Source organism: Corynebacterium sp. ACRQK (assembly GCF_022345965.1).
GTDB lineage: Bacteria > Actinomycetota > Actinomycetes > Mycobacteriales > Mycobacteriaceae > Corynebacterium.
The window spans coordinates 323,161-342,219 of record NZ_JAKRMU010000001.1; the positions used below are offsets into that span (position 1 = coordinate 323,161).

17 protein-coding genes are annotated in these 19,059 nt (G+C 63.6%); 2 read left to right on the plus strand and 15 right to left on the minus strand.

Annotated elements, in window-relative coordinates; all coding sequences use genetic code 11:
• Positions 1-37: 37 nt before the first annotated feature.
• The 4 genes from frr to rpsB all read right to left on the minus strand — a co-directional run bounded on the left by frr (position 38) and on the right by rpsB (position 3,314).
• Positions 38-595 (minus strand): ribosome recycling factor, encoded by a 558-nt coding sequence (gene frr, locus MHX63_RS01520; RefSeq protein ID WP_239386940.1) that lies wholly within the window; start codon positions 593-595, stop codon positions 38-40.
• 62 nt (positions 596-657) lie between these two features.
• Complete coding sequence (gene pyrH, locus MHX63_RS01525; protein WP_049050452.1) at positions 658-1,440, minus strand: UMP kinase; 783 nt, start codon at positions 1,438-1,440, stop codon at positions 658-660.
• Positions 1,441-1,529: 89 nt separating this feature from the next.
• Positions 1,530-2,348: a translation elongation factor Ts gene (tsf, locus tag MHX63_RS01530; protein WP_034986351.1), complete on the minus strand. Its 819-nt coding sequence runs from the start codon at positions 2,346-2,348 to the stop codon at positions 1,530-1,532.
• A 171-nt stretch (positions 2,349-2,519) separates the two neighbouring features.
• The gene (gene rpsB, locus MHX63_RS01535; RefSeq protein WP_239386941.1) at positions 2,520-3,314 is read right to left on the minus strand and encodes a 30S ribosomal protein S2; all 795 of its coding nucleotides are present in this window, start codon (positions 3,312-3,314) and stop codon (positions 2,520-2,522) included.
• Positions 3,315-3,989: 675 nt separating this feature from the next.
• Between rpsB and MHX63_RS01540 the strand changes: the two genes are divergently transcribed.
• On the plus strand, positions 3,990-4,385 hold the full coding sequence (locus MHX63_RS01540; RefSeq protein ID WP_239386942.1) for a peptidoglycan DD-metalloendopeptidase family protein: 396 nt from the start codon (positions 3,990-3,992) through the stop codon (positions 4,383-4,385).
• Here the strand turns inward: MHX63_RS01540 and MHX63_RS01545 are convergent.
• The 11 genes from MHX63_RS01545 to betT form a co-directional block, all read right to left on the minus strand.
• Positions 4,360-5,268 (minus strand): tyrosine recombinase XerC, encoded by a 909-nt coding sequence (locus tag MHX63_RS01545; RefSeq protein WP_239386943.1) that lies wholly within the window; start codon positions 5,266-5,268, stop codon positions 4,360-4,362. The two genes, MHX63_RS01540 and MHX63_RS01545, sit on opposite strands and share 26 nt — an antisense overlap.
• Before the next feature lie 17 nt (positions 5,269-5,285).
• A complete protein-coding gene (dprA, locus tag MHX63_RS01550; RefSeq protein WP_239386944.1) occupies positions 5,286-6,476 on the minus strand; it encodes a DNA-processing protein DprA in 1,191 nt (396 codons plus the stop codon).
• Complete coding sequence (locus MHX63_RS01555; RefSeq protein WP_239386945.1) at positions 6,473-8,011, minus strand: YifB family Mg chelatase-like AAA ATPase; 1,539 nt, start codon at positions 8,009-8,011, stop codon at positions 6,473-6,475. The genes dprA and MHX63_RS01555 overlap by 4 nt, the downstream gene beginning before the upstream one ends.
• Positions 8,012-8,014: 3 nt before the next feature.
• Entirely contained in the window at positions 8,015-8,377 is a 363-nt protein-coding gene (locus MHX63_RS01560) for a YraN family protein (RefSeq protein WP_239386946.1), read from the minus strand.
• Positions 8,378-8,549: 172 nt separating this feature from the next.
• Entirely contained in the window at positions 8,550-8,855 is a 306-nt protein-coding gene (locus MHX63_RS01565) for a DUF2469 domain-containing protein (protein ID WP_005295294.1), read from the minus strand.
• A 4-nt stretch (positions 8,856-8,859) separates the two neighbouring features.
• A complete protein-coding gene (locus tag MHX63_RS01570) occupies positions 8,860-9,486 on the minus strand; it encodes a ribonuclease HII (protein ID WP_239386947.1) in 627 nt (208 codons plus the stop codon).
• 27 nt (positions 9,487-9,513) lie between these two features.
• The gene (gene lepB / locus MHX63_RS01575; RefSeq protein WP_239387147.1) at positions 9,514-10,278 is read right to left on the minus strand and encodes a signal peptidase I; all 765 of its coding nucleotides are present in this window, start codon (positions 10,276-10,278) and stop codon (positions 9,514-9,516) included.
• Positions 10,279-10,396: 118 nt separating this feature from the next.
• Entirely contained in the window at positions 10,397-10,738 is a 342-nt protein-coding gene (gene rplS, locus MHX63_RS01580) for a 50S ribosomal protein L19 (RefSeq protein WP_005295302.1), read from the minus strand.
• 113 nt (positions 10,739-10,851) lie between these two features.
• Positions 10,852-13,122, minus strand: coding sequence for a Tex family protein (locus MHX63_RS01585; protein WP_239386948.1), 2,271 nt, complete (start codon positions 13,120-13,122; stop codon positions 10,852-10,854).
• An 81-nt stretch (positions 13,123-13,203) separates the two neighbouring features.
• Positions 13,204-14,775 carry an aldehyde dehydrogenase family protein gene (locus tag MHX63_RS01590; protein ID WP_255710134.1) on the minus strand — a complete coding sequence of 524 codons (1,572 nt, stop codon included), beginning with the start codon at positions 14,773-14,775 and terminating at the stop codon, positions 13,204-13,206.
• A gap of 53 nt (positions 14,776-14,828) precedes the next feature.
• Positions 14,829-17,030, minus strand: a complete 2,202-nt coding sequence (betT, locus tag MHX63_RS01595) for a choline BCCT transporter BetT (RefSeq protein WP_239386949.1) — start codon at positions 17,028-17,030, stop codon at positions 14,829-14,831.
• Positions 17,031-17,274: 244 nt separating this feature from the next.
• On the opposite strand from betT, the gene betA reads away from it, so the two are divergent.
• Entirely contained in the window at positions 17,275-19,059 is a 1,785-nt protein-coding gene (betA, locus tag MHX63_RS01600) for a choline dehydrogenase (RefSeq protein ID WP_239386950.1), read from the plus strand.

Here is a 19,059-nt window from a genome sequence, read left to right on the forward strand (position 1 = left end):
TCGGCCTTTCGTGCGCGGGGGCTGGCAGGCGCTCGAGTTAAACCTCGAGCAGTTCCTTCTCCTTGGCCTCGACCAGGGAATCAACCTGCTCGACGTAGTTGTGGGTGATCTTCTCCAAGTCCTTTTCGGCCGCGCGAACCTCGTCCTCGCCGGCCTCGCCGTCCTTCTGGATCTTGCCCAGCTGCTCCATGCCCTTGCGGCGGATGTTGCGGATGGCGATCTTCGCGTCCTCGCCCTTGGACTTGGCCATCTTGACCATTTCCTTGCGGCGCTCCTCGGTGAGCTGCGGGATCGTTACGCGCAGTACCTGGCCGTCGTTGGTGGGGTTGACGCCCAGGTCGGAGTTGCGGATAGCGTTCTCGATCGCATCCATGGTGGACTGCTCGTAAGGCTTGATCAGCAGCATGCGGGGCTCCGGAACACTGATGGTGGCCATCTGGGTAATCGGAGTGGGAACGCCGTAATACTCGGCGACAACGCCGTTGAACATGGAGGGGTTGGCGCGACCGGTGCGGATGGTCGTCAGATCCTCGCGGGCGTACTCCACGGAGCTAGTCATGCGCTCTTCGGACTCAAGCAGAATATCGTCAATCATGATTAGAAATTTACCAGCTTAAGGTGTGGATATGGGTTTAGGGATCAGGTTATGTTGGCTCTTTAGCGGGCACCGACGTTGCCATCGACCAGGGTGCCGATGCGCTCGCCGTTGATCGCACGGGCGATATTGCCCTCGGTGAGCAGGTTGAACACCAGGATCGGCATCTTGTTGTCCATGCATAGGGAGAACGCGGTGGCGTCGGCAACCTTGAGCCCCTTCTCGATGACCTCCCACGGGGTGATCTCGTGAAAGAGCTCCGCATCCGGGTTGGTGCGCGGATCGTCGCTGTACACGCCGTCGACGGCCTTGGCCATCAGTAGCACCTCGCAGCCGATCTCCAGGGCGCGCTGGGCGGCGGTGGTGTCGGTGGAGAAGTACGGCATGCCCATGCCCGCGCCGAAGATAACGACACGCCCCTTCTCCAGGTGGCGGGAGGCGCGCAGCGGCAGGTAGGGCTCTGCGACCTGCGTCATTTGGATGGCGGTCTGCACGCGGCAGTCCACGCCCTCCTGCTCCAGGAAGTCTTGCAGGGCCAGGCAGTTCATGACCGTGCCGAGCATGCCCATGTAGTCGGAGCGGGAACGGTCCAGGCCGCGCTGCTGCAGCTCTGCGCCGCGGAAGAAGTTGCCGCCGCCGATGACTACGGCGACTTCCACGCCGGACTTGGAAACCTCCGCGATCTGTCGTGCCACGTTCTGTACGACGTCGGGATCGATGCCGACCTTGCCGCCGCCGAACATCTCACCCCCCAGCTTCAACATGACGCGCTTGTAGCCTTCGCGGTTTTCGGCTGTAGTCACCGGGGAATCTCCTTTGTCGACGTGTTTTGCACTGCTGGCCATACTACCCCACCCAAGACATAGGAAAAGGCCTCGGCACCCTTTCGGGCCGAGGCCTTGAAATGCGAGGCTTCATGCCTGGCGATAGGTGGCTATGCCTGGCCAACCTCGAAGCGCTTGAAGCCCTTCAGGGTTACGCCTGCCTCGTCCATAACCTGCTTTACAGACTTCTTGGACTCGGTGACGGACGGCTGGTCCAGCAGGCAAACGTCCTTGAAGTAGCCCTTCAGGCGGCCCTCGATGATGTTCGGCAGAGCCTTCTCCGGCTTGCCCTCTTCGCGGGCGGTAGCCTCGGCGATCTCGCGCTCCTTAGCGACGGTCTCAGCCGGGACCTCGTCGCTGCTCAGGTACTTAGCCTTCAGAGCGGCAACCTGCATAGCGGCGGCCTTGGCTGCGCCCTCGTCGTCACCCTCGTAGGCAACCAGCACGCCAACTGCCGGCGGCAGGTCAGCGGAGCGGTGGTGCATGTAGACAGCAACCTTGTCGCCCTCGATGGTGGTGGCGCGCTTCAGCTCCAGCTTCTCGCCGATCTTTGCGGACAGCTGCTGCAGAGCGTCGACAGCCTTCTGGCCATCAACCTCAACGGCCTCGAGCTCCTCGCGGGAGTTAGCCTTGACCTCGGCCGCAGCGGCTGCGACCTTGTCGGCGAACTCGATGAATTCGGAGTTCTTGGCCACGAAGTCGGTCTCAGCGTTGACCTCGATCATGGTGTTGCCGGAAACGGCGATCAGGCCCTCGGAGGCGGAGCGTTCTGCGCGCTTGCCCACGTCCTTAGCGCCCTTGATGCGCAGGATCTCAATGGCCTTGTCGAAGTCGCCTGCGGCTTCTTCCAGGGCCTTCTTGCAGTCCATCATGCCGGCGCCGGTGATCTCGCGGAGCTTCTTAACGTCTGCAGCGGTGTAGTTCGCCATGTGGGGCGATCCTCCTTCTGGTGGAAGTGTTCATCGTGGCTGAAATAACAGTTTCTAAATTCAGTCCTGTTTTCCAGCCTAGGTTACAAGTAACGCCCACGCCCGTCGGACACGGGTCTTAAACTGTGTCCCATACGGGGGTGGGCGCTATGTCGCTAGCACTAAAGCAGCTTATGCCTCGGTCTTGTCCTCGGCCTTTGCCTCGGTCTTCTCAGCCTCAGCCGGTGCCTTGTCAGCGTCGCCGGCAGCTTCCTTGGCTGCAGCCTCCTGGCGCTCGGCACGGGCCTGGCGGCCAGCCTCGACTGCGGAGGAGATGATGCTAGTCAGCAGGTTTGCGGAGCGGATAGCGTCGTCGTTGCCCGGGATCGGGTAGTCGACAACGTCCGGGTCGCAGTTGGTGTCCAGGATTGCGACAACCGGGATGTTCAGCTTCTGTGCCTCGGAGACAGCGATGTGCTCCTTGTTGGTGTCGACGATCCACAGAGCGGACGGGGTCTTGGTCATGTCTGCGATGCCGCCGAGGACGCGCTCCAGCTTGTTGCGCTCGCGTGTCAGCATCAGAACTTCCTTCTTGGTGCGGCCCTTGTAGCCGTCCTCAGCTGCGTCCATTGCCTGCAGCTCCTTGAGGCGGTGCAGACGCTTAGCAACGGTTTGGAAGTTAGTCAGCATGCCGCCGAGCCAGCGGTGGTTGACGTAGGGCATGCCCACGCGCTCTGCCTCGTTGGCAACTGCTTCCTGAGCCTGCTTCTTGGTGCCGACGTACAGGATGTTGCCGCCGTGTGCGACGGTCTCCTTGACGAACTCGTATGCCTCGTCGATGTAGGTCAGGGTCTGCTGCAGGTCGATGATGTAGATGCCGTTGCGGTCGGTGAAGATGAAGCGCTTCATCTTCGGGTTCCAACGACGGGTCTGGTGACCGAAGTGGACACCAGCGTCCAGCAGCTCGCGCATAGTAACAACAGCCATGGTGTTACAGGGGCGTATTTCTTCTAGCCGGCCGTGTGGTCGGCGCCGCCCCTTCCTCGCTTTCAAAGTTTAGGGTTTGACGGTTTTCCTCACGATGCACTCGACACTCACTCTACGTGCGTGGCTTATGCACCATCCTGGCAGATAATCCCCGGTGTAGCTGTGGCTCGCCATGTTCGCCCGCTTCTTCTAGCGGGACCGTGCTGGTGAGCCATTAGGTGGGGTGCGAATATCTACGCGTAGTCAGTCGCCTTACTTCGCCTCTCGGTCTTCGCGAAACCGAGTGCACTTCCCTGACATCGTGCGCATCAGGAAATTGCGGCAGACGAATCCGGGCATACTGCGCCTGCTACCCTACCCCCATTCACGCTGCCTAAACAAGTCCAACTTCCGCGCGTTGTGCCGTTTCTGTGGACAACTTTTAGTTATCCACAGCCTCGCCGATTTGCCATTTCTTTTTGGTGACGCCCCCACGCATCATCTTTAGCCATGATCCCACGGCTAAACCGCACCGTATCCTTAATGCTTGCGCTGGCTTTCCTCTGGGTTGGCGCCCCGCCTGTCCCCTTGCCGCTTGCCGCTTCCGAGCCCGCCACTCCTCAATCTGACGCTCCCCAACCCGCAGCGTCCCGCATAGTCCGCTCCCATAGGCTGCCGACTGCGAGGGGTGCACAGGTGATCCGCGCTGCGGACATTCCGGATGCTGTGTGGGAACCGGGACACCGTGGTGTGGATCTGCAGGCATCTCCCGGCCAAGTGATCGTAGCCAGCCGGGGTGGCACCGTTGCTTTCGCTGGTGTGGTCGCCGGCACGCCGGTGGTCTCCATCAGCCACGCAGATGGGATACGCACCACTTATGAGCCCGTCGTGGCGCGCGTGCGCGCCGGTCAAAAGGTGCGCCGGGGCGAGGTCATCGGCGTGCTGGCGGATGTCGCCAACTTGCCTGAGCATGCCCGGAAATCGCCAGGGCTGTCCTGGGGCGCGCGCTTCGAAGGCAAGGGGCGGGTGTACATCGACCCGATGACGCTTCTCGGTTCCGTGCGGGTCAGGCTCTGGGATGCGCCTGATTAAAGACGGCCTTCAGACGCTCGGTGCCGACGTGGGTATAGATTTGCGTGGTGGACATATTCGAGTGGCCGAGAAGCTCCTGCACCACGCGGAGGTCCGCGCCGCCCTCCAGGATTGCCGTGGCCGCGGAGTGCCGCAGCCCGTGGGGAGACAGGCGCGGGCCGGGGCCGGCCTGGGTCACGCGGTTCACCACGGTGCGCACCTGGCGGGGGTCAATGCGCCTACCGCGCACGCCCACGAAAAGAGCCGGGGTTCCCATGGCCATGTCGCCGCGCACCTCGAGCCATTTCTCCAGGGCCGTCACCACGGTGGCTCCGAAGGGAACCACGCGAGTCTTGTTGCCCTTGCCTGTCACGCGGAGGAGGCGGTTGGAAAAATCCACGTCGTCTACGTCGCAGCCCGTCAGCTCGGAGACGCGGATGCCAGTGGCATACAACAGCTCGACCATGGCCCAGTCGCGGATGGTACTGGGCGTGGTGGAGCCCTCCTCGGGCTGCAAGCCGTTGAGCATGTCGGAAGCTTGGTCGGCGCGCAGTACGCGCGGCAGCGTGCGCTGCGGCTTCGGAGCCTTCAGCGCGGCGACCGGGTTGGCCTGCACGAAGCCGCGGTGGGCAAGGAAGGCTCCGAAGCCCCGCATGCTGGAGGCCAGCCGGGAAAGGCTCGCCCGGCTGGCTCCGTTATCCACCGCCCAGCCCAGCACGTCGCGGGCGCGGTCCAGGTCGAACTCCTCAATGCGCTCCAGGCCTTCCAGCGCGCTGTCGAGGTCCCGTCGGTAGGCGCGGATTGTGTTCTCGCTGCGTCCGACGACGTGGCGCAGGTGCTGCTCGTAGTCGTCCAGCGCAGACCACAGCGGTGCTGCAGTACCAGAGGGACGGGAGTTACTCATGTGACCAATCTAGCCGGTCACTCGACCCTAATCCAGCGGTCCGCCTCCCTCCGGAGCCTGCCCATTGCCTCCAGGTCGCGTAGGCAGCGGATCACCGTGCGGGCGGGCAAACCGGTGGCCTCCACCAGCTGCGGCAGTCTGCCTTCGGGACCTTTGCCGCTCGGCAAGGCTGCGGCGTCAATAATGGCGAGGTGCTCCCAGCTAGGCAGGAACGAACGATCCTCCTGGCCTAGCCCCAACGCCATCTGCTCGCCGAGAGGGGTGAGCTCCTCGATCAGGTCACGGGCGCTGACGGCCACCGTGGCGCGGTTGGTGCGGATGCGATCGAGGCATCCGAGGGAAGCGTGGGAGGTGACGGGGCCGGGGACGGCAAAGGTAGGCTTCACCAACGCTTCGGCCCAGTTCAGGGTGTTGATCGCCCCACTGCGCAGCGGCGCCTCGACCACCAGGGTCGCCTGCCCGAGAGCCGCGGCCAGGCGGTTACGGGTGAGGAAGCGATGGCGGGCCGGCGGGGTGCCCGGCGGATACTCGCTGATAAGCATTCCACCGGCGGCGACTATCTGCTCAAACAGGTTCCCATGCGCCTTGGGGTAGGAAACATCGAGGCCACAGGCCATGACCACGACGGTGGGCATCTTGGATTCGAGGGCCGCGCGGTGGGCGATGGCGTCGATGCCGATCGCACCCCCGGAGATCAAGCTAAAGCCCGCGTCCGCCAGGTCTCCGGCGAAGGACTGGGTGACCTGCTCACCGTAGCGCGTGGCGGCGCGGGTGCCCACGACCGTGATCGAGCGGCGCACCAGCGCATCCAGGCGCACGTCCCCGCGCACCCACAGGGCGAAAGGTGCGGCCGCCTGGCCGCGGACGGAGGAATCGTGATCCGCGCCCGAATCGCCCATCCGCACGAAGCTAGCAGTCAACTCGGCGGGCCACTCGTCGTCCTCCGGGGTGACCAGCCGCCAGCCACGGGCGGTGGCCAGCTCCGCGTCGCGGGCAGGGTCCTGCTCGTAGCGCTGCGACGTCGAGTCCGCCAACGCGCCCGGTAGCTCCCCGCCCCGGCGTGCCAATGCGTCCGCGACAGCCTGCACCTCTGCGGGACCGGCCTGCTCCCAGCCGTTTGGCCAGAGCATGTCCAGCACGTCGATGCGCGAGGCTTCTATAACTCGGCGCACGTAGACCCATTCCAAAAAATTTTTCTGGGTCGTCATCGCTGTACCTCCACCAATTCCCTGTCTGCTCCGAAGAGTTCCACCGCATCGCTGATGTGCCCCAGGTGCGGGGCGGACGCCCGGTCGAGATCCGCGAGAGTCCAGGCGACACGGATGGTTCGGTCCACTCCCCGCTGCGTGATGGTGCCGGTCCGCAGCATGTCCTCCAGCAGAACGGAGCCGGATTCATCCACGCCTACCTGCCGCAAAATTTTTCCGGACACTAATGCGTTGCTGGCGGTGCCCCACCGCTGGCGGGCGCGCTCCCTGGCCTCGGCCACCCGTTCGGCCACGGCGGAGCTGGTCTCTCCAGGACTGCTTAGCCCCTCAATCTGGGGCCTGCCCGTGGTGGTGGCGAACACGTCCACTCGGTCACGTAGCGGACCGGATAGCTTCGCCTGATACCGCAGTCGCGCCCCGGAGGGGCAGATGCAGTCAATCGGCAGTTCCGCGCCACACGGACAGGGGTTGGCTGCCATCACCAGCTGAAAGTCGGCGGGAAAGCTGGAGATTCTGTTCGCCCGCATGAGCTCCACGCGGCGCTGTTCCAAAGGCACGCGCAGGCACTCCAGGCTATCCCGGCGCGCCTCGCTGACCTCGTCGACAAACAGCACACCGTGGTGGGCCAGACTCACGGCCCCGGGGACAGGCACGCGCCCGCCGCCGATGAGTGCCGCCGGGGTCACGTTGTGGTGCGGCGCAATGAACGGCCGCTGACCCGCGAGCACTTCCGGCAAGCTCCCCTTTACTCCCGCCAGGGAGTGCACGCTCGCGGCCTCCACCCGCTCGGTATCGGTCATGGGCGGCAGGATCCCCGGCAGACGTTCGGCCAGCATCGATTTGCCGCTTCCCGGCGGCCCCGTCAGCATCAGGTTGTGCCCTCCGGCCGCGGCCACCTCCACCGCCCGGCGGGCAGCGGGCTGCCCCACTACTTCCGCCAGGTCCCCCACTTGCCGGGGCGGGGCATACTCCCCCGGGCACGCCTCCGGCAGCTCTCCTCCGCGCAGCCAGTCGATAACCGTACCCAGATTCTGGGCCACCAGCACGCTCACACCCCCATCGCTCGCTGCTGTCTGCGCAGCCTCGGCTGCCTCGCTTTCGTTTCCCACGGGCACCACGACAGTGGAGAATCCCTCCATCGCCGCGGCCAGCACCAGCGCGAACACTCCCTGCACCGGGCGGATCTGCCCATCCAACCCCAGCTCCCCCACCAGAATCGTCTGAGCTAGCCGTCCCGCTGCTAGCGCATCGTCAGCAACCGCAGAGAGCATCGCGCACACCATCGCCAGGTCATAACCGGCCCCCTGCTTCGGCAACCCGGCAGGCGACAAGCTCATCACGGTCCGCGACCCCGGCCACCCCACGCCGGAATTCTTCAACGCCGACCGGATGCGGTCCTTCGCCTGCACCACCGCGGTATCCCCCATACCCACGATTGATATTCCGGGTAGCCCCCTGCTCACGTCGCACTCGACGGTGATCACCGTCCGTCGGGTCCCCTCCAGCGCTATCGACTGCGCATGCCCCACGGCCATTGGTCACCACACCCCCTCGACGTGCTCGCGCACGCCGTCCGGTCCGACGTCGATCACGTCCACGCGCAGTCCCCCGGAAAACTGCACCCCCTCGCGATTCTGCTCCAGCCACAGTCCGGCCAGCGTGCGGATCCGCCTGAGCTTCCGCGACCCCACCGCCGCCACTCCGCCCCCGTCGGAGTCCGAGGTGCGATACTTCACCTCGATGAAAGCCAGGTCGTCCTCGGGCGTCCGCGCCACCAAGTCCAGCTCCCCATAGCGGGTATAGAAGTTGCGGTCCAGCACCTCATAACCCGCCCGCTGCAGATACTCAGCCGCCAGATCCTCACCCAGGTTTCCCACTGCTCGCTTGTTCGCCGCCGTCACTAGTCGCCCTCCCCTTTTCCGTGATCCGGCACCGGTTCTTCACGCCCGGTACCTGGTTCACAAGTGTGGGGCATCATCCCCGTGGGGTGGCGTCATAAAAAGAAATAGAGACAACAAAAGCCCAGGGGGCTGTGGATAACCCCTGGGCTGTGAATTAGAGGAAAGTCGCAGGTCAGTCGGGCAGTTGGAGCTCGGGCTTGTCGAGCTCCTCGATGTTTACGTCCTTGTAGGTGATTACGCGCACGTAGCGGACGAAGCGGGCGGGGCGGTACATGTCCCACACCCAGGCATCGGACATACGAACCTCGTAGTATACCTCCCCGCCGGAGTTGCGCGGGATCAACTCGACGGCGTTGGCCAGGTAAAAGCGGCGCTCGGTCTCCACAACGTAGGAAAACTGGCTGACCACGTCGCGGTACTCGCGGTACATCGACAGCTCGACGTTTGCCTCGTAGTCGTCTAGTTCCTCAGCGCTCACGGACTTACCCTCGATCCTTCCCTTTAAGCCACTGCTGGTGCGCAGCGGCCACGTTCTTGTAACTGTAACGGTGATAAGGGGTGCCACCATGTAGGCTCACCGCAGTCATGTGCGCCTTGGTGCCATAGCCCTTGTGACTAGCCAAACCATACCCCGGGAACTCCTCGTCGAGCGTTCGCAACACTCGATCCCTGGAAACCTTTGCCAGCACACTTGCCGCGCTGATGCACTTGGCCATCTGGTCGCCCTTCACCACGGGCAGGTGCGGCATAGGCAGGCCGGGGACCTTCACCGCATCCGTCAGCACGTATCCGGGCTGCACCTCCAAAGCTGCCACAGCGCGGCGCATGCCGGAGACGTTCGCGTGCTGAATGCCGAAGCGGTCGATGTCTTCGGCGCTGATGTGAATAATCGAGTAGGAAACGGCGACGTCGCGGATGACGTCATACAGCCGCTCGCGGGTCTTCTCCGTGAGCTTCTTCGAGTCGGTCAGGCGGTCCAGCCCGGCCCCGTCCAGGTCAGAGGGCAGGATGCACGCCGCAATCGAGATGGGCCCGCAGCACGCACCGCGCCCAGCCTCGTCCACCCCCGCGACAGGCCCCAGCCCCGCGGCCTCTAGCTCGCGTTCCAACTTAACTCTTGAGCGACTCTAGCGGCTCTAGTCCTGGATGGGCAGGGGGTCCACGCCACCGATGCGACTGAACGGCAGCAGGATGGACTCGACCTCGCCGACGATGTTCTCCACAGGGATGGTTCCCTGGTGCTCGTCGCCCATGTGCGCGCGGGAATCCAGCGAGTTGGTGCGGTTGTCGCCCATCACCCAGACAGCGTCGTCCGGCACGGTAACGGGGCCGAAGTAGTCGCCCTGGCACTCCTTGGAGCCCGTGGTCGGGTCGATCGGGTTGGCCGGTGGGTCCATCGTGTAGGAATCGTCGACCTTCTTGCCGTTGACCATGATGCCCGGGTCGCCTTCCTGGCACTGCACGGTCTGCCCACCGGTGGCGATCACGCGCTTGACCAGTGTGTTTTCGTCCGGCGCGACGATGCCGATGGTGGCGCCAAGGTTCTGCAGGCCGCGCACCACATCGTTGGAGCTGCGGCGGGAAGTGTATTCCTCGTTCCAAGACTCAGTTCCGACGAAGACGACGACATCGCCCGGGTCCGGCATTTTGTCGCCGCGGTAGGCCAGCTTGTTCACGAAGATGCGGTCGGGTGTACAGCCCACGCAGCCGTGCAGCGTCGGCTCCATCGACTCGGAAGGAATCAGGTACATGCGACCCACAAAGTTATTGAAAGCGCCCAGCACCAGCATCGTCACCAGGATGATGATCGGCATCTCGACCCACCAAGGGTAGGTCTTCTTCTCCTTCTTCTTTTTTGGTGACGCCCCCTGCTCCGGCTGCGCGGCAGCCTCATTGGGCACGTTGGGGTCGTTGGGTTCCTGTCGATGAGTCACAAGGAACGAGGATACCAGTGGGGCGAACAGCAAAAAACCCAGCCACGAAAGTGTGACTGGGTTGATAGCACTTAGGGGGTAAGTACTAGATGCGCTCCTTGATGCGGGCTGCCTTGCCGCGACGCTCGCGCAGATAGTACAGCTTCGCACGGCGGACCTTACCGCGGGACAGGACGTCGATGCGGTCGATGTTCGGGGAGTGAACCGGGAAGGTACGCTCCACACCGATGCCGAAGGAAACCTTGCGGATGGTGAAGGTCTCGCGGATGCCGGAGTTCTGGCGGCGGATCACAACGCCACGGAAAACCTGCAGACGGGACTTGGAGCCCTCGATAACCTTGACGTGAACGTCCAGGGTATCGCCGGCGCGGAACTCGGGAATGTCGTCGCGCAGCTGAGCTGCGTCAACCTTATCAAGAATGTGCATGGATGAAATCCTTTTGCTCGTCTGGATAGAGGATCCTCGCGGCTTTTCGCGTGACGTGCGCGCCTACGGGTTCGTACCCACAACAGAAATTAACTTGAGTAGTATGACACCGACTAGCGGCTTTGTCCAAATCCTGCGTTCTTCAGCGCGGCGGCCATACTGCCCTGCGGGGCCTGATTGCGGGGGTTGGGCTTCCTCCGCGCACCCTTCTTCGGCTTGGACTTGCCGTTGGCTGTGGGGGCCTTGGGTTCGTCCTGCAGGCGCAGGGAAAGGCCAATGCGGTTGCGCGGAACGTCCACGTCAACGACACGCACCTTCACCACCTCGCCAGAGCTGACCACGTCGTGCGGATCCTTTACGAATTGCTCGCTCATGGCGGAGACGTGAACCAGGCCATCCTGGTGCACGCCGATATCCACAAAGGCTCCGAAGGCGGCGACGTTCGTGACCGTGCCCTCTAGCACCATGCCCGGCTTGAGGTCCTTGATGGTCTCGATCCCCTCGGCGAGCGTGGCAGTCTTGAACGTCGGGCGCGGGTCGCGCCCCGGCTTGTCCAGCTCCGCCAGCACGTCCGTGACGGTGGGGATGCCGAACTTCTCGTCGGCGAAGTCCCCCGCACGCAGCTTGCCCAGCACGGCGGAGTTGCCTACGAGCTGCGCAACCTCCACGCCGGTCGTGTCTACGATGCGGCGCACCAGCGGGTAGGCCTCGGGGTGTACAGCTGAGCCGTCCAGCGGGTCGGCAGCTCCGTTGATCCGCAGGAAGCCCGCGGCCTGCTCGAACGCCTTCGGCCCCAGGCGCGGCACCTTCAGCAGTTCCTTGCGGGATTTGAAGGCGCCGTTCTCATCGCGGTAGGCCACGATGTTCTCCGCCAGGGTCGGGGTAACTCCTGCCACCCGGTTGAGCAGTGGCGCACTGGCCAGGTTCACGTCCACGCCGACGGAGTTCACCGCATCCTCCACCACGGTGTCCAGACCGGCGGCCAGCAGCGCCTGGTTGACGTCGTGCTGGTACTGCCCCACGCCGATGGATTTCGGGTCGATCTTCACCAGCTCCGCCAGCGGATCCTGCAGGCGGCGGGCAATGGAAACGGCCCCGCGCAGCGAGACGTCCATGCCCGGGAACTCCTGGGCGGCCACCTCGGAGGCAGAGTAGACCGACGCGCCTGCCTCGGAGATGACAACGGTTTGGGGCTTGGTGCCCTCCGCCAGTCCGGCGATCTCCTTTGCCAGCTTCTCGGTCTCGCGGCTGGCGGTGCCGTTGCCCACTGCCAGTAGCTCCACGCCGTGCTTGTTCACCAGCGCGCTGAGGATCGTGCGGGCCTTATCCCACTGGCCAGAGTGCGGGTAGACCACGACCGTATCCAGCACCTTACCGGTGCCGTCCACGACTGCACACTTCACGCCGTTGCGGTAGCCCGGATCCATGCCCAGGGTCGACCGGTGACCCGCGGGCGCCGCCAGCAGCAGATCCTTCAGGTTCTTCGAGAACACGCTCACGGCGGCCTCGTCGGCCTTCTCCTTCAGACGCATACGCACATCCACCGCGGAGCTGACCGCCAGCTTCGTGCGCCAGCCGAAGCGCACGCATTCGGCGCGAAACTTATCGGCAGGATCGCCCTGAGCCTGCAGGCCGGTGCGATCGGCAATGATGCCCTGGTAGAACTCGTCGTCCTCCCCCGGCGCAAAGTTCACCCGCAGCACGCCTTCGTTCTCACCGCGCAGCAGTGCCAGCACGCGGTGGCTCGGCAGATCCCCGAAGGGTTCGTCGAACTCGAAGTAGTCGCGGTACTTCTGGCCTTCTTCCTCCTTGCCCTCAATCACGGCGGATTCGGCACGGCCTCGCTGGAAGTATTCCTCCCGGATCTCCCCCACCAGATCCGCGTCGGTGGAAATGTCCTCGACCACAATGGCCCTGGCGCCAGCCATCACCGAGGTGGCGTCAGCAAAACCCTCCTGGACGTAATCCGCGGCCAGATCGGGACTGCCTCCGGCGAGCAGCTTCTCGACCAGCTCGCCCAAGCCGGCCTCGCGCGCGATGGCGGCCTTGGTGCGGCGGGACTTCTTAAACGGCAGGTACAGATCCTCGAGGCGGGCCTTCGTATCCACGGCCAGGATCTTCTCACGCAGGTCGTCGGTGAGCTTGCCCTGCTCTTTGATGCTTTTGAGGATGGTCTCCTTGCGGGCGGCGAGCTCGCGCAGGTAGTCGAGGCGCTGCTCGAGCTTGCGCAGCTGGCTGTCGTCCATACCGCCGGTGACTTCCTTGCGGTAGCGGGCGATAAACGGCACGGTCGCCCCGCCGTCCAGCAAGTCGATGGTGGCCTGCACCCGGGGCTGATCCACCCCGAGCTCGTAGGCAATGATGCTAGCGATGCTATCGGTCATTCCCCACATTCTAGAGGGGCTACTGCTTGCCGAAATCCTCGCCCCACTCGGGCCGCATCGCTTCTTGCCCGCTGACTTTTCCTATTCCTTAAACCACCCCGTCACCGCTGGCGCGATGTTGGTGTAGACGTGCTTGTGCTCTTGGTACTCGGCCAGGCCGGTGGGGCCGAGCTCGCGGCCGTTGCCGGACTGCTTCATTCCGCCCCACTCCGCCTGCGGCAGGTAGGGGTGGAAGTCATTAATCCAAATAGTCCCGTGACGCAGCTTACGTGCGACCCTTTCCGCCTTACCGGCGTCAGTGGTCCACACGGCTCCGGCCAGGCCGTACTCGGTGTCGTTGGCGATGGCCACGGCCTCGTCCTCGGTGGTGAAGGTCTCGATGGTCACGACCGGACCGAAGGCCTCGTCGTGCACGCAGTCCATCTCTTGCGTGCAGCCATCGATGATCGTCGGCAGGTAGAACACGCCCTGGGTCAGATCCGTGTTGCCCGTCGCGTGGGAGCCCTGGTTGTCCTCGGCCGTCGGGATGCGACCGCCGCAGAGGATCTTCGCGCCCTGCTCGCGGGCGCGGTCGACGTAGGCCGCAACCTTGTCGCGGTGATCGACGGAGATCAGCGCGCCGGTCTCGGCGGCCTCGTCCAGCGGGCCGCCGACCTTGATCTTCTCGGCCTTGGCCACCAGAGCCTCGACGAACTGGTCGTGGATGGACTCCTCCACCACTATGCGGGAGCCCGCAGAGCACACTTGGCCGGAGTGGACGAACGCGCCGTTCAGTGCGTTATCCACCGCAGCGTCGAACTCCGCGTCGGCGAAGATGACGTTCGGGTTCTTGCCGCCCAGCTCCAGGGCCACGCGCTTGACGGTCTCCGCCGCGTTGCGGGCGATCAGCTTGCCGGTGACCAGGCCGCCGGTGAAGCTGACCATATCCACATCCGAGCTCTGCGACAGCGGGTTGCCGCAGTTGGCGCCCGCGCCGGTGATCAGGTTAGCCACGCCGGCCGGCAGCCCCAGCTGGTCCAGGACCGTCATCAGCATCATGGCGGTGTGCGGGGTAAGCTCCGCCTGCTTCAGCACAAAGGAGTTGCCTGCGGCCAGGGCCGGGGCGACCTTCCAGGCCACCTGCAGCAGCGGGTAGTTCCACGGGGTAATCAGGCCGCATACGCCGACGGGTTCGGCGTCAATACGAGAGCGAACATTTGCATCGCCCGGGTCCACGACGCGACCGGCCTGGTGCTGGGCAAGAGTGCCGAAGTACTCGAAAGAGTTGGCGATGTCGTCCATGTCGATCTCGGACTCGGCCAGGCGCTTGCCCGTGTCGGCGGACTCGGCGCGGGCGAAGGCATCCTTGTTCTCGCGGATCTTGTCGGCGACCTGTAGCAGGAGCTTGCCGCGCTCGGCGGCGGGCACGTCGGCCCACACGCGGGAGTCGAAGGAGGCACGGGCAGCGGCGATGGCCTTGTTCGTGTCCTCGTCGGAGGCCTCGGAAACCAAGCCCACGGTGGAGTTATCGGCGGGGTTTGTGATCGTGCGGGTCTCGCCCCTTTCAGCCGCTCCCCACTGGCCGTTGATGAACAGCGAGGCGGGAGCGCCCTCATTCTTGTGCACCCCGGCCAGCAGTTCGCAGGTGGTGGGGTCGAACAGTACAGCGTTCATGGTTGTGATTCTCGCTTTCTGTATTTGGCCTTTTAGTCCAGTTGGTCCAGGTTTTAGTCTTCGGTCCAGGTGCGCACGGGGTCCGCGCCGTCGGAAATGTCGGAGGTGCCCGGAAGGTCACGCTGCATGTGCAGGAACTCCAGGTGGCGCTCGTAGAGGTCCAGGACGTTATCGATCAGCTGCTCCGTGGTGTAGCCGTAGATGTCGTAGCCCAGCGAACCGGTGTTGTCGAAGACCTCGAGACGGTAGTAGTTCTCCCCATTACTGGTGCTGCGGGTGAAGCTCGGCACCGGGTGCTCCAAGGGGTAGATCTGGTAGCGGAAGTCTTGCTCTTCACCCAGGTGGATGGTGAGGTCCAGCTGGTTTACCGGCAGGTTCGGCACGTCGGCAGCCACCAGCGTAGTGTCGATTCCCTCGTCCTTCAGCTCGCGGGCAACGGCCTCCAGCGCAGGCTGCGCCACGTTAGTGAGGTACTCGTTGGCCTTGGCCTGGCTCGGCCAGGTGGATGCTCGAGACAGGCGCTTGCGCCAGGACTGCTTGTCCCCGCCGGCACCGGAGCGGCCGGACATGGCGCTGTGCAGGGAGATACTGCGAGCCTCAGTGGCGTAGCTCTCCAGGCGCAGGGAGCGCCATAGTCCGAACATGATGAGGTAGATCACGATCGTGAACGGCAGACCCATCACGATGGTTGCCAGCTGCACTGTTTCGACGCCGTTAACTTGCAGCATGACCAGCGTCAGCACGCCGACCAGCACGGCCCAGAAGATACGGGACCACTTGGCACCGTCCTGGCGGGAATCCTCGATCTTGGAGGTGAAGTTGGCGGTCACCAGCGCACCGGAGTCGGCGGAGGTGATGTACAGCAGCAAGCCAATCATGGTGCACAGGACGATCAGCACCGCGCCGCCGTTCATGTCCTGCAGCAGCGCATAGAAGCCCTGCTCCGGAGCTTCCATGGTGTTGTTGGCGAAATCCATGTCGCCACTGACAACGCGCTTCAGGGCGGTGTTTCCGAACAGGCTCATCCACAACAGGATGAACAGGAACGGGATGGTCAGTACGCCGACGACGAACTGGCGCAGGGTGCGGCCGCGGGAAATGCGGGCCAGGAACAGGCCGACGAAGGGTGCCCAGGCTACCCACCAGGCCCAGAAGAACAACGTCCAGGCGCCCATCCATTCCTTGGTGGCCTCCGGGTCCTCGGAGAAGGCAAAAGTATCCATCGTCATGCCCGGGAAGGAGGAGACATAGTCGCCGATGTTCATCACGAGGGCGTCAAGAAGGAAGGCAGTCTGGCCCGTGACGGTGACGTAGAGGACCAGCCCGATGGCCAGCAACACGTTGATCTCACTGAGGCGCTTAATACCCTTGTCTACGCCGGAGATGGCGGATAGGGTGGCGATGCCGACAGCGAAGATGATCAGGCCGGACTGGACGGCCACGCCCTGATCCCAGCCGAAGATGAGGTGCAGGCCGTAGGTCAGCTGCACCACGCCGATGCCCAGGGAAGCTGCGATGCCGAAGACGGTGCCCAGCACGGCAGCGATGTCCACTGCACCGCCGATGGGGCCATGGATGCGCTTACCGATCAGCGGGTAAAGGGCGCTGCGGATGGCCAGCGGCATGTTCAGGCGATAGGCATAGTAGCCGAAGGCCATGCCCATCAGGGCATACAGGGCCCAGCCGGTCACGCCGTAGTGGAACAGAGCCCACACGACTGCCTGCTCTGCAGCCTCGCGAGTCTGCCCATCCCCTACTGGTGGCGCCATGTACTGGGTGACGGGCTCTGCGACGGCGAAGAACATCAGATCCACGCCAATGCCGGCGGCGAAGAGCATCGCCGACCAAGAGAAGAGGCGGAACTGCGGACGGGAGTGGTCCGGCCCCAGGCGAATGTTGCCCGACTTCGAGAAGGCGACCACTAGGACGAAGATCACAGCGACCGTCGCGGTGACGATGTAGAACCAGCCGAGGTTGGTGGAGATCCAGCCGGTGACGGTGCCCAGGGTGTCCTTGGCCTGCTCACGTCCGAAGAAAGCGTAGAGGGCGACGGCCAGGATGCCGAGTGCCGAAACGATAAAGACGGGCCAGTTGGTCTTTGGGTCCGTAACTTCACCCGGCGCATAGCTATCACGGTCGTTAACATCAAAAGAGCCGACGATCACTCGCGGGGCAGAGGCTTTTTTCCTGTTCACGATGCGCCGGGAGGCGCTTTCGGCCGCCTCCGGTTGATGGTCGTTTTCGGGATTTGTCATGTAGTTCTCCTCTTGTTCTCCACGATCGCTACTACGCCAAAGGGAGTTCATTTTCTCAGAAATACAATTTCCTAGAATACACAGGTCTTTCTAATTTTCCAGCATTCCCCCTCACATAGGTGTCTATTTACACTTCACTAGTGAGGTAGATTAATCATGCTTTCTACCTGCCATCTAGAGATCTATAAAAGAAAATGGCATACTAGTTTACGTTCAGTCATTTAACTAGGAGGCGAGTGAAAAGATGAGCTTCATCGACAAGCTGATTCCAGGAAAGAAGAACGACACCACAGGCCAGGTAATCGAAGACCGTCGTCGGGATATCGTCATCGTCGGCGGCGGATCCGCTGGCTCCGTATTGGCCAACCGACTCTCCGAAGACTCCACCAAGGACGTCATGGTCCTGGAAGCCGGTCGCCCGGATTCCCTATGGGATCTGTTCATCCACATGCCGGCGGCGTTTTCCTTCCCCATCGGCGACAAGCACTACGACTGGCAGTACGAATCCGAGCCAGAACCGGAGATGAACGGCCGTCGTATCTACCACGCTCGCGGCAAGGTGCTGGGTGGCTCCTCCTCCATCAACGGCATGATCTTCCAGCGTGGCAACCCGATGGACTACGAAAAGTGGGGCAAGCTGCCCGGCATGTCCAACTGGGGCTGGAGCCACGTCCTGCCCTACTTCAACAAGATGGAAACCGCCCTGGGCGCCGACGCTAACGACCCGCGCCGCGGCCACAACGGTCCGCTGAAGCTGACCCGCGGCCCGGCCACCAGCCCACTGTTCCAGGCCTTCTTCAAGTCCGTCCAGCAGGCCGGCTACAACCTCACCAACGACGTCAACGGCTACCGCCAGGAGGGCTTCGCTCCCTTCGATCGCAACATCTTGGGCGGCAAGCGCCTGTCCGCCGCCCGCGCCTACCTGCACCCAGTCATGAACCGCAAGAACCTGGACGTGCGCACCCGCGCCTACACCACGCAGGTCATCGTCGAAAACGGCAAGGCCGTAGGCGTGGAGTACCAGTGGAAGGGCCAGACCCACCGCGTCTTCGCCGACAAGGTCATCCTCTGCGGTGGCGCCTTCAACACCCCACAGCTGCTGGAGCTGTCCGGCATCGGTGACCGCGAGGTGCTGGAAAAGGCCGGCGTCAAGGTCAAGAAGCACCTGCCCGGCGTGGGCAACAACCTGCAGGACCACCTCGAGGTCTACGTGCAGTACAACTGCACCCAGCCGGTGAGCTCCCAGCCGTATTACAAGATGATCAACCGCCCGTTCATCGGCCTGCAGTGGCTGCTGACCCGCCGCGGCCCGGTTGCTTCCTCCCACTTCGAGGCCGGCGGCTTCGCCCGCTCCAACGAGAACGAGGACTACCCGAACCTGATGTTCCACTTCCTGCCGATGGCGATCCGTTACGACGGTTCCCAGCCGGAGGGCGAGCACGGCTTCCAGTTCCACGTCGGCCCGATGTACTCCGACACCAAGGGCCACGTGCACATTAAGTCGAACGACCCGAAGGACAAGCCGGAGATCCTGTTCAACTACCTGGCCACCGAGCAGGACCGCCGCGAGTGGGTCGAGGCCGTGCGCACCTCCCGTAAGCTGCTGGACACCCCGGCGATGAAGGAATTCACCGACGGCGAGATCTCCCCCGGCTCCGCTGTGGAGACCGACGAGGAGATCCTGGAGTGGGTACGCAACGACGCAGAGACCGCTCTGCACCCGTCCTGCACCGCCAAGATGGGCCCGGCGGACGACGAGATGGCTGTTGTCGACCCGGAGACTATGCAGGTCCACGGTGTTGAGGGCCTGTACATCGCCGATGCATCGGTCATGCCGATCATCACCAATGGCAACATCTACGCACCGGTCATCATGCTGGCAGAGAAGGCCGCCGACCTGATCAAGGGCGACAAGCCCCTGGATCCGATCGACATCCCCTTCTACCACGCTAAGCAGGACATGCCGCTGTACGCAGAAGGCGACGAGCCCCGCGATCACGTCAACGCCATCCCGGGCGCTGACCACTAG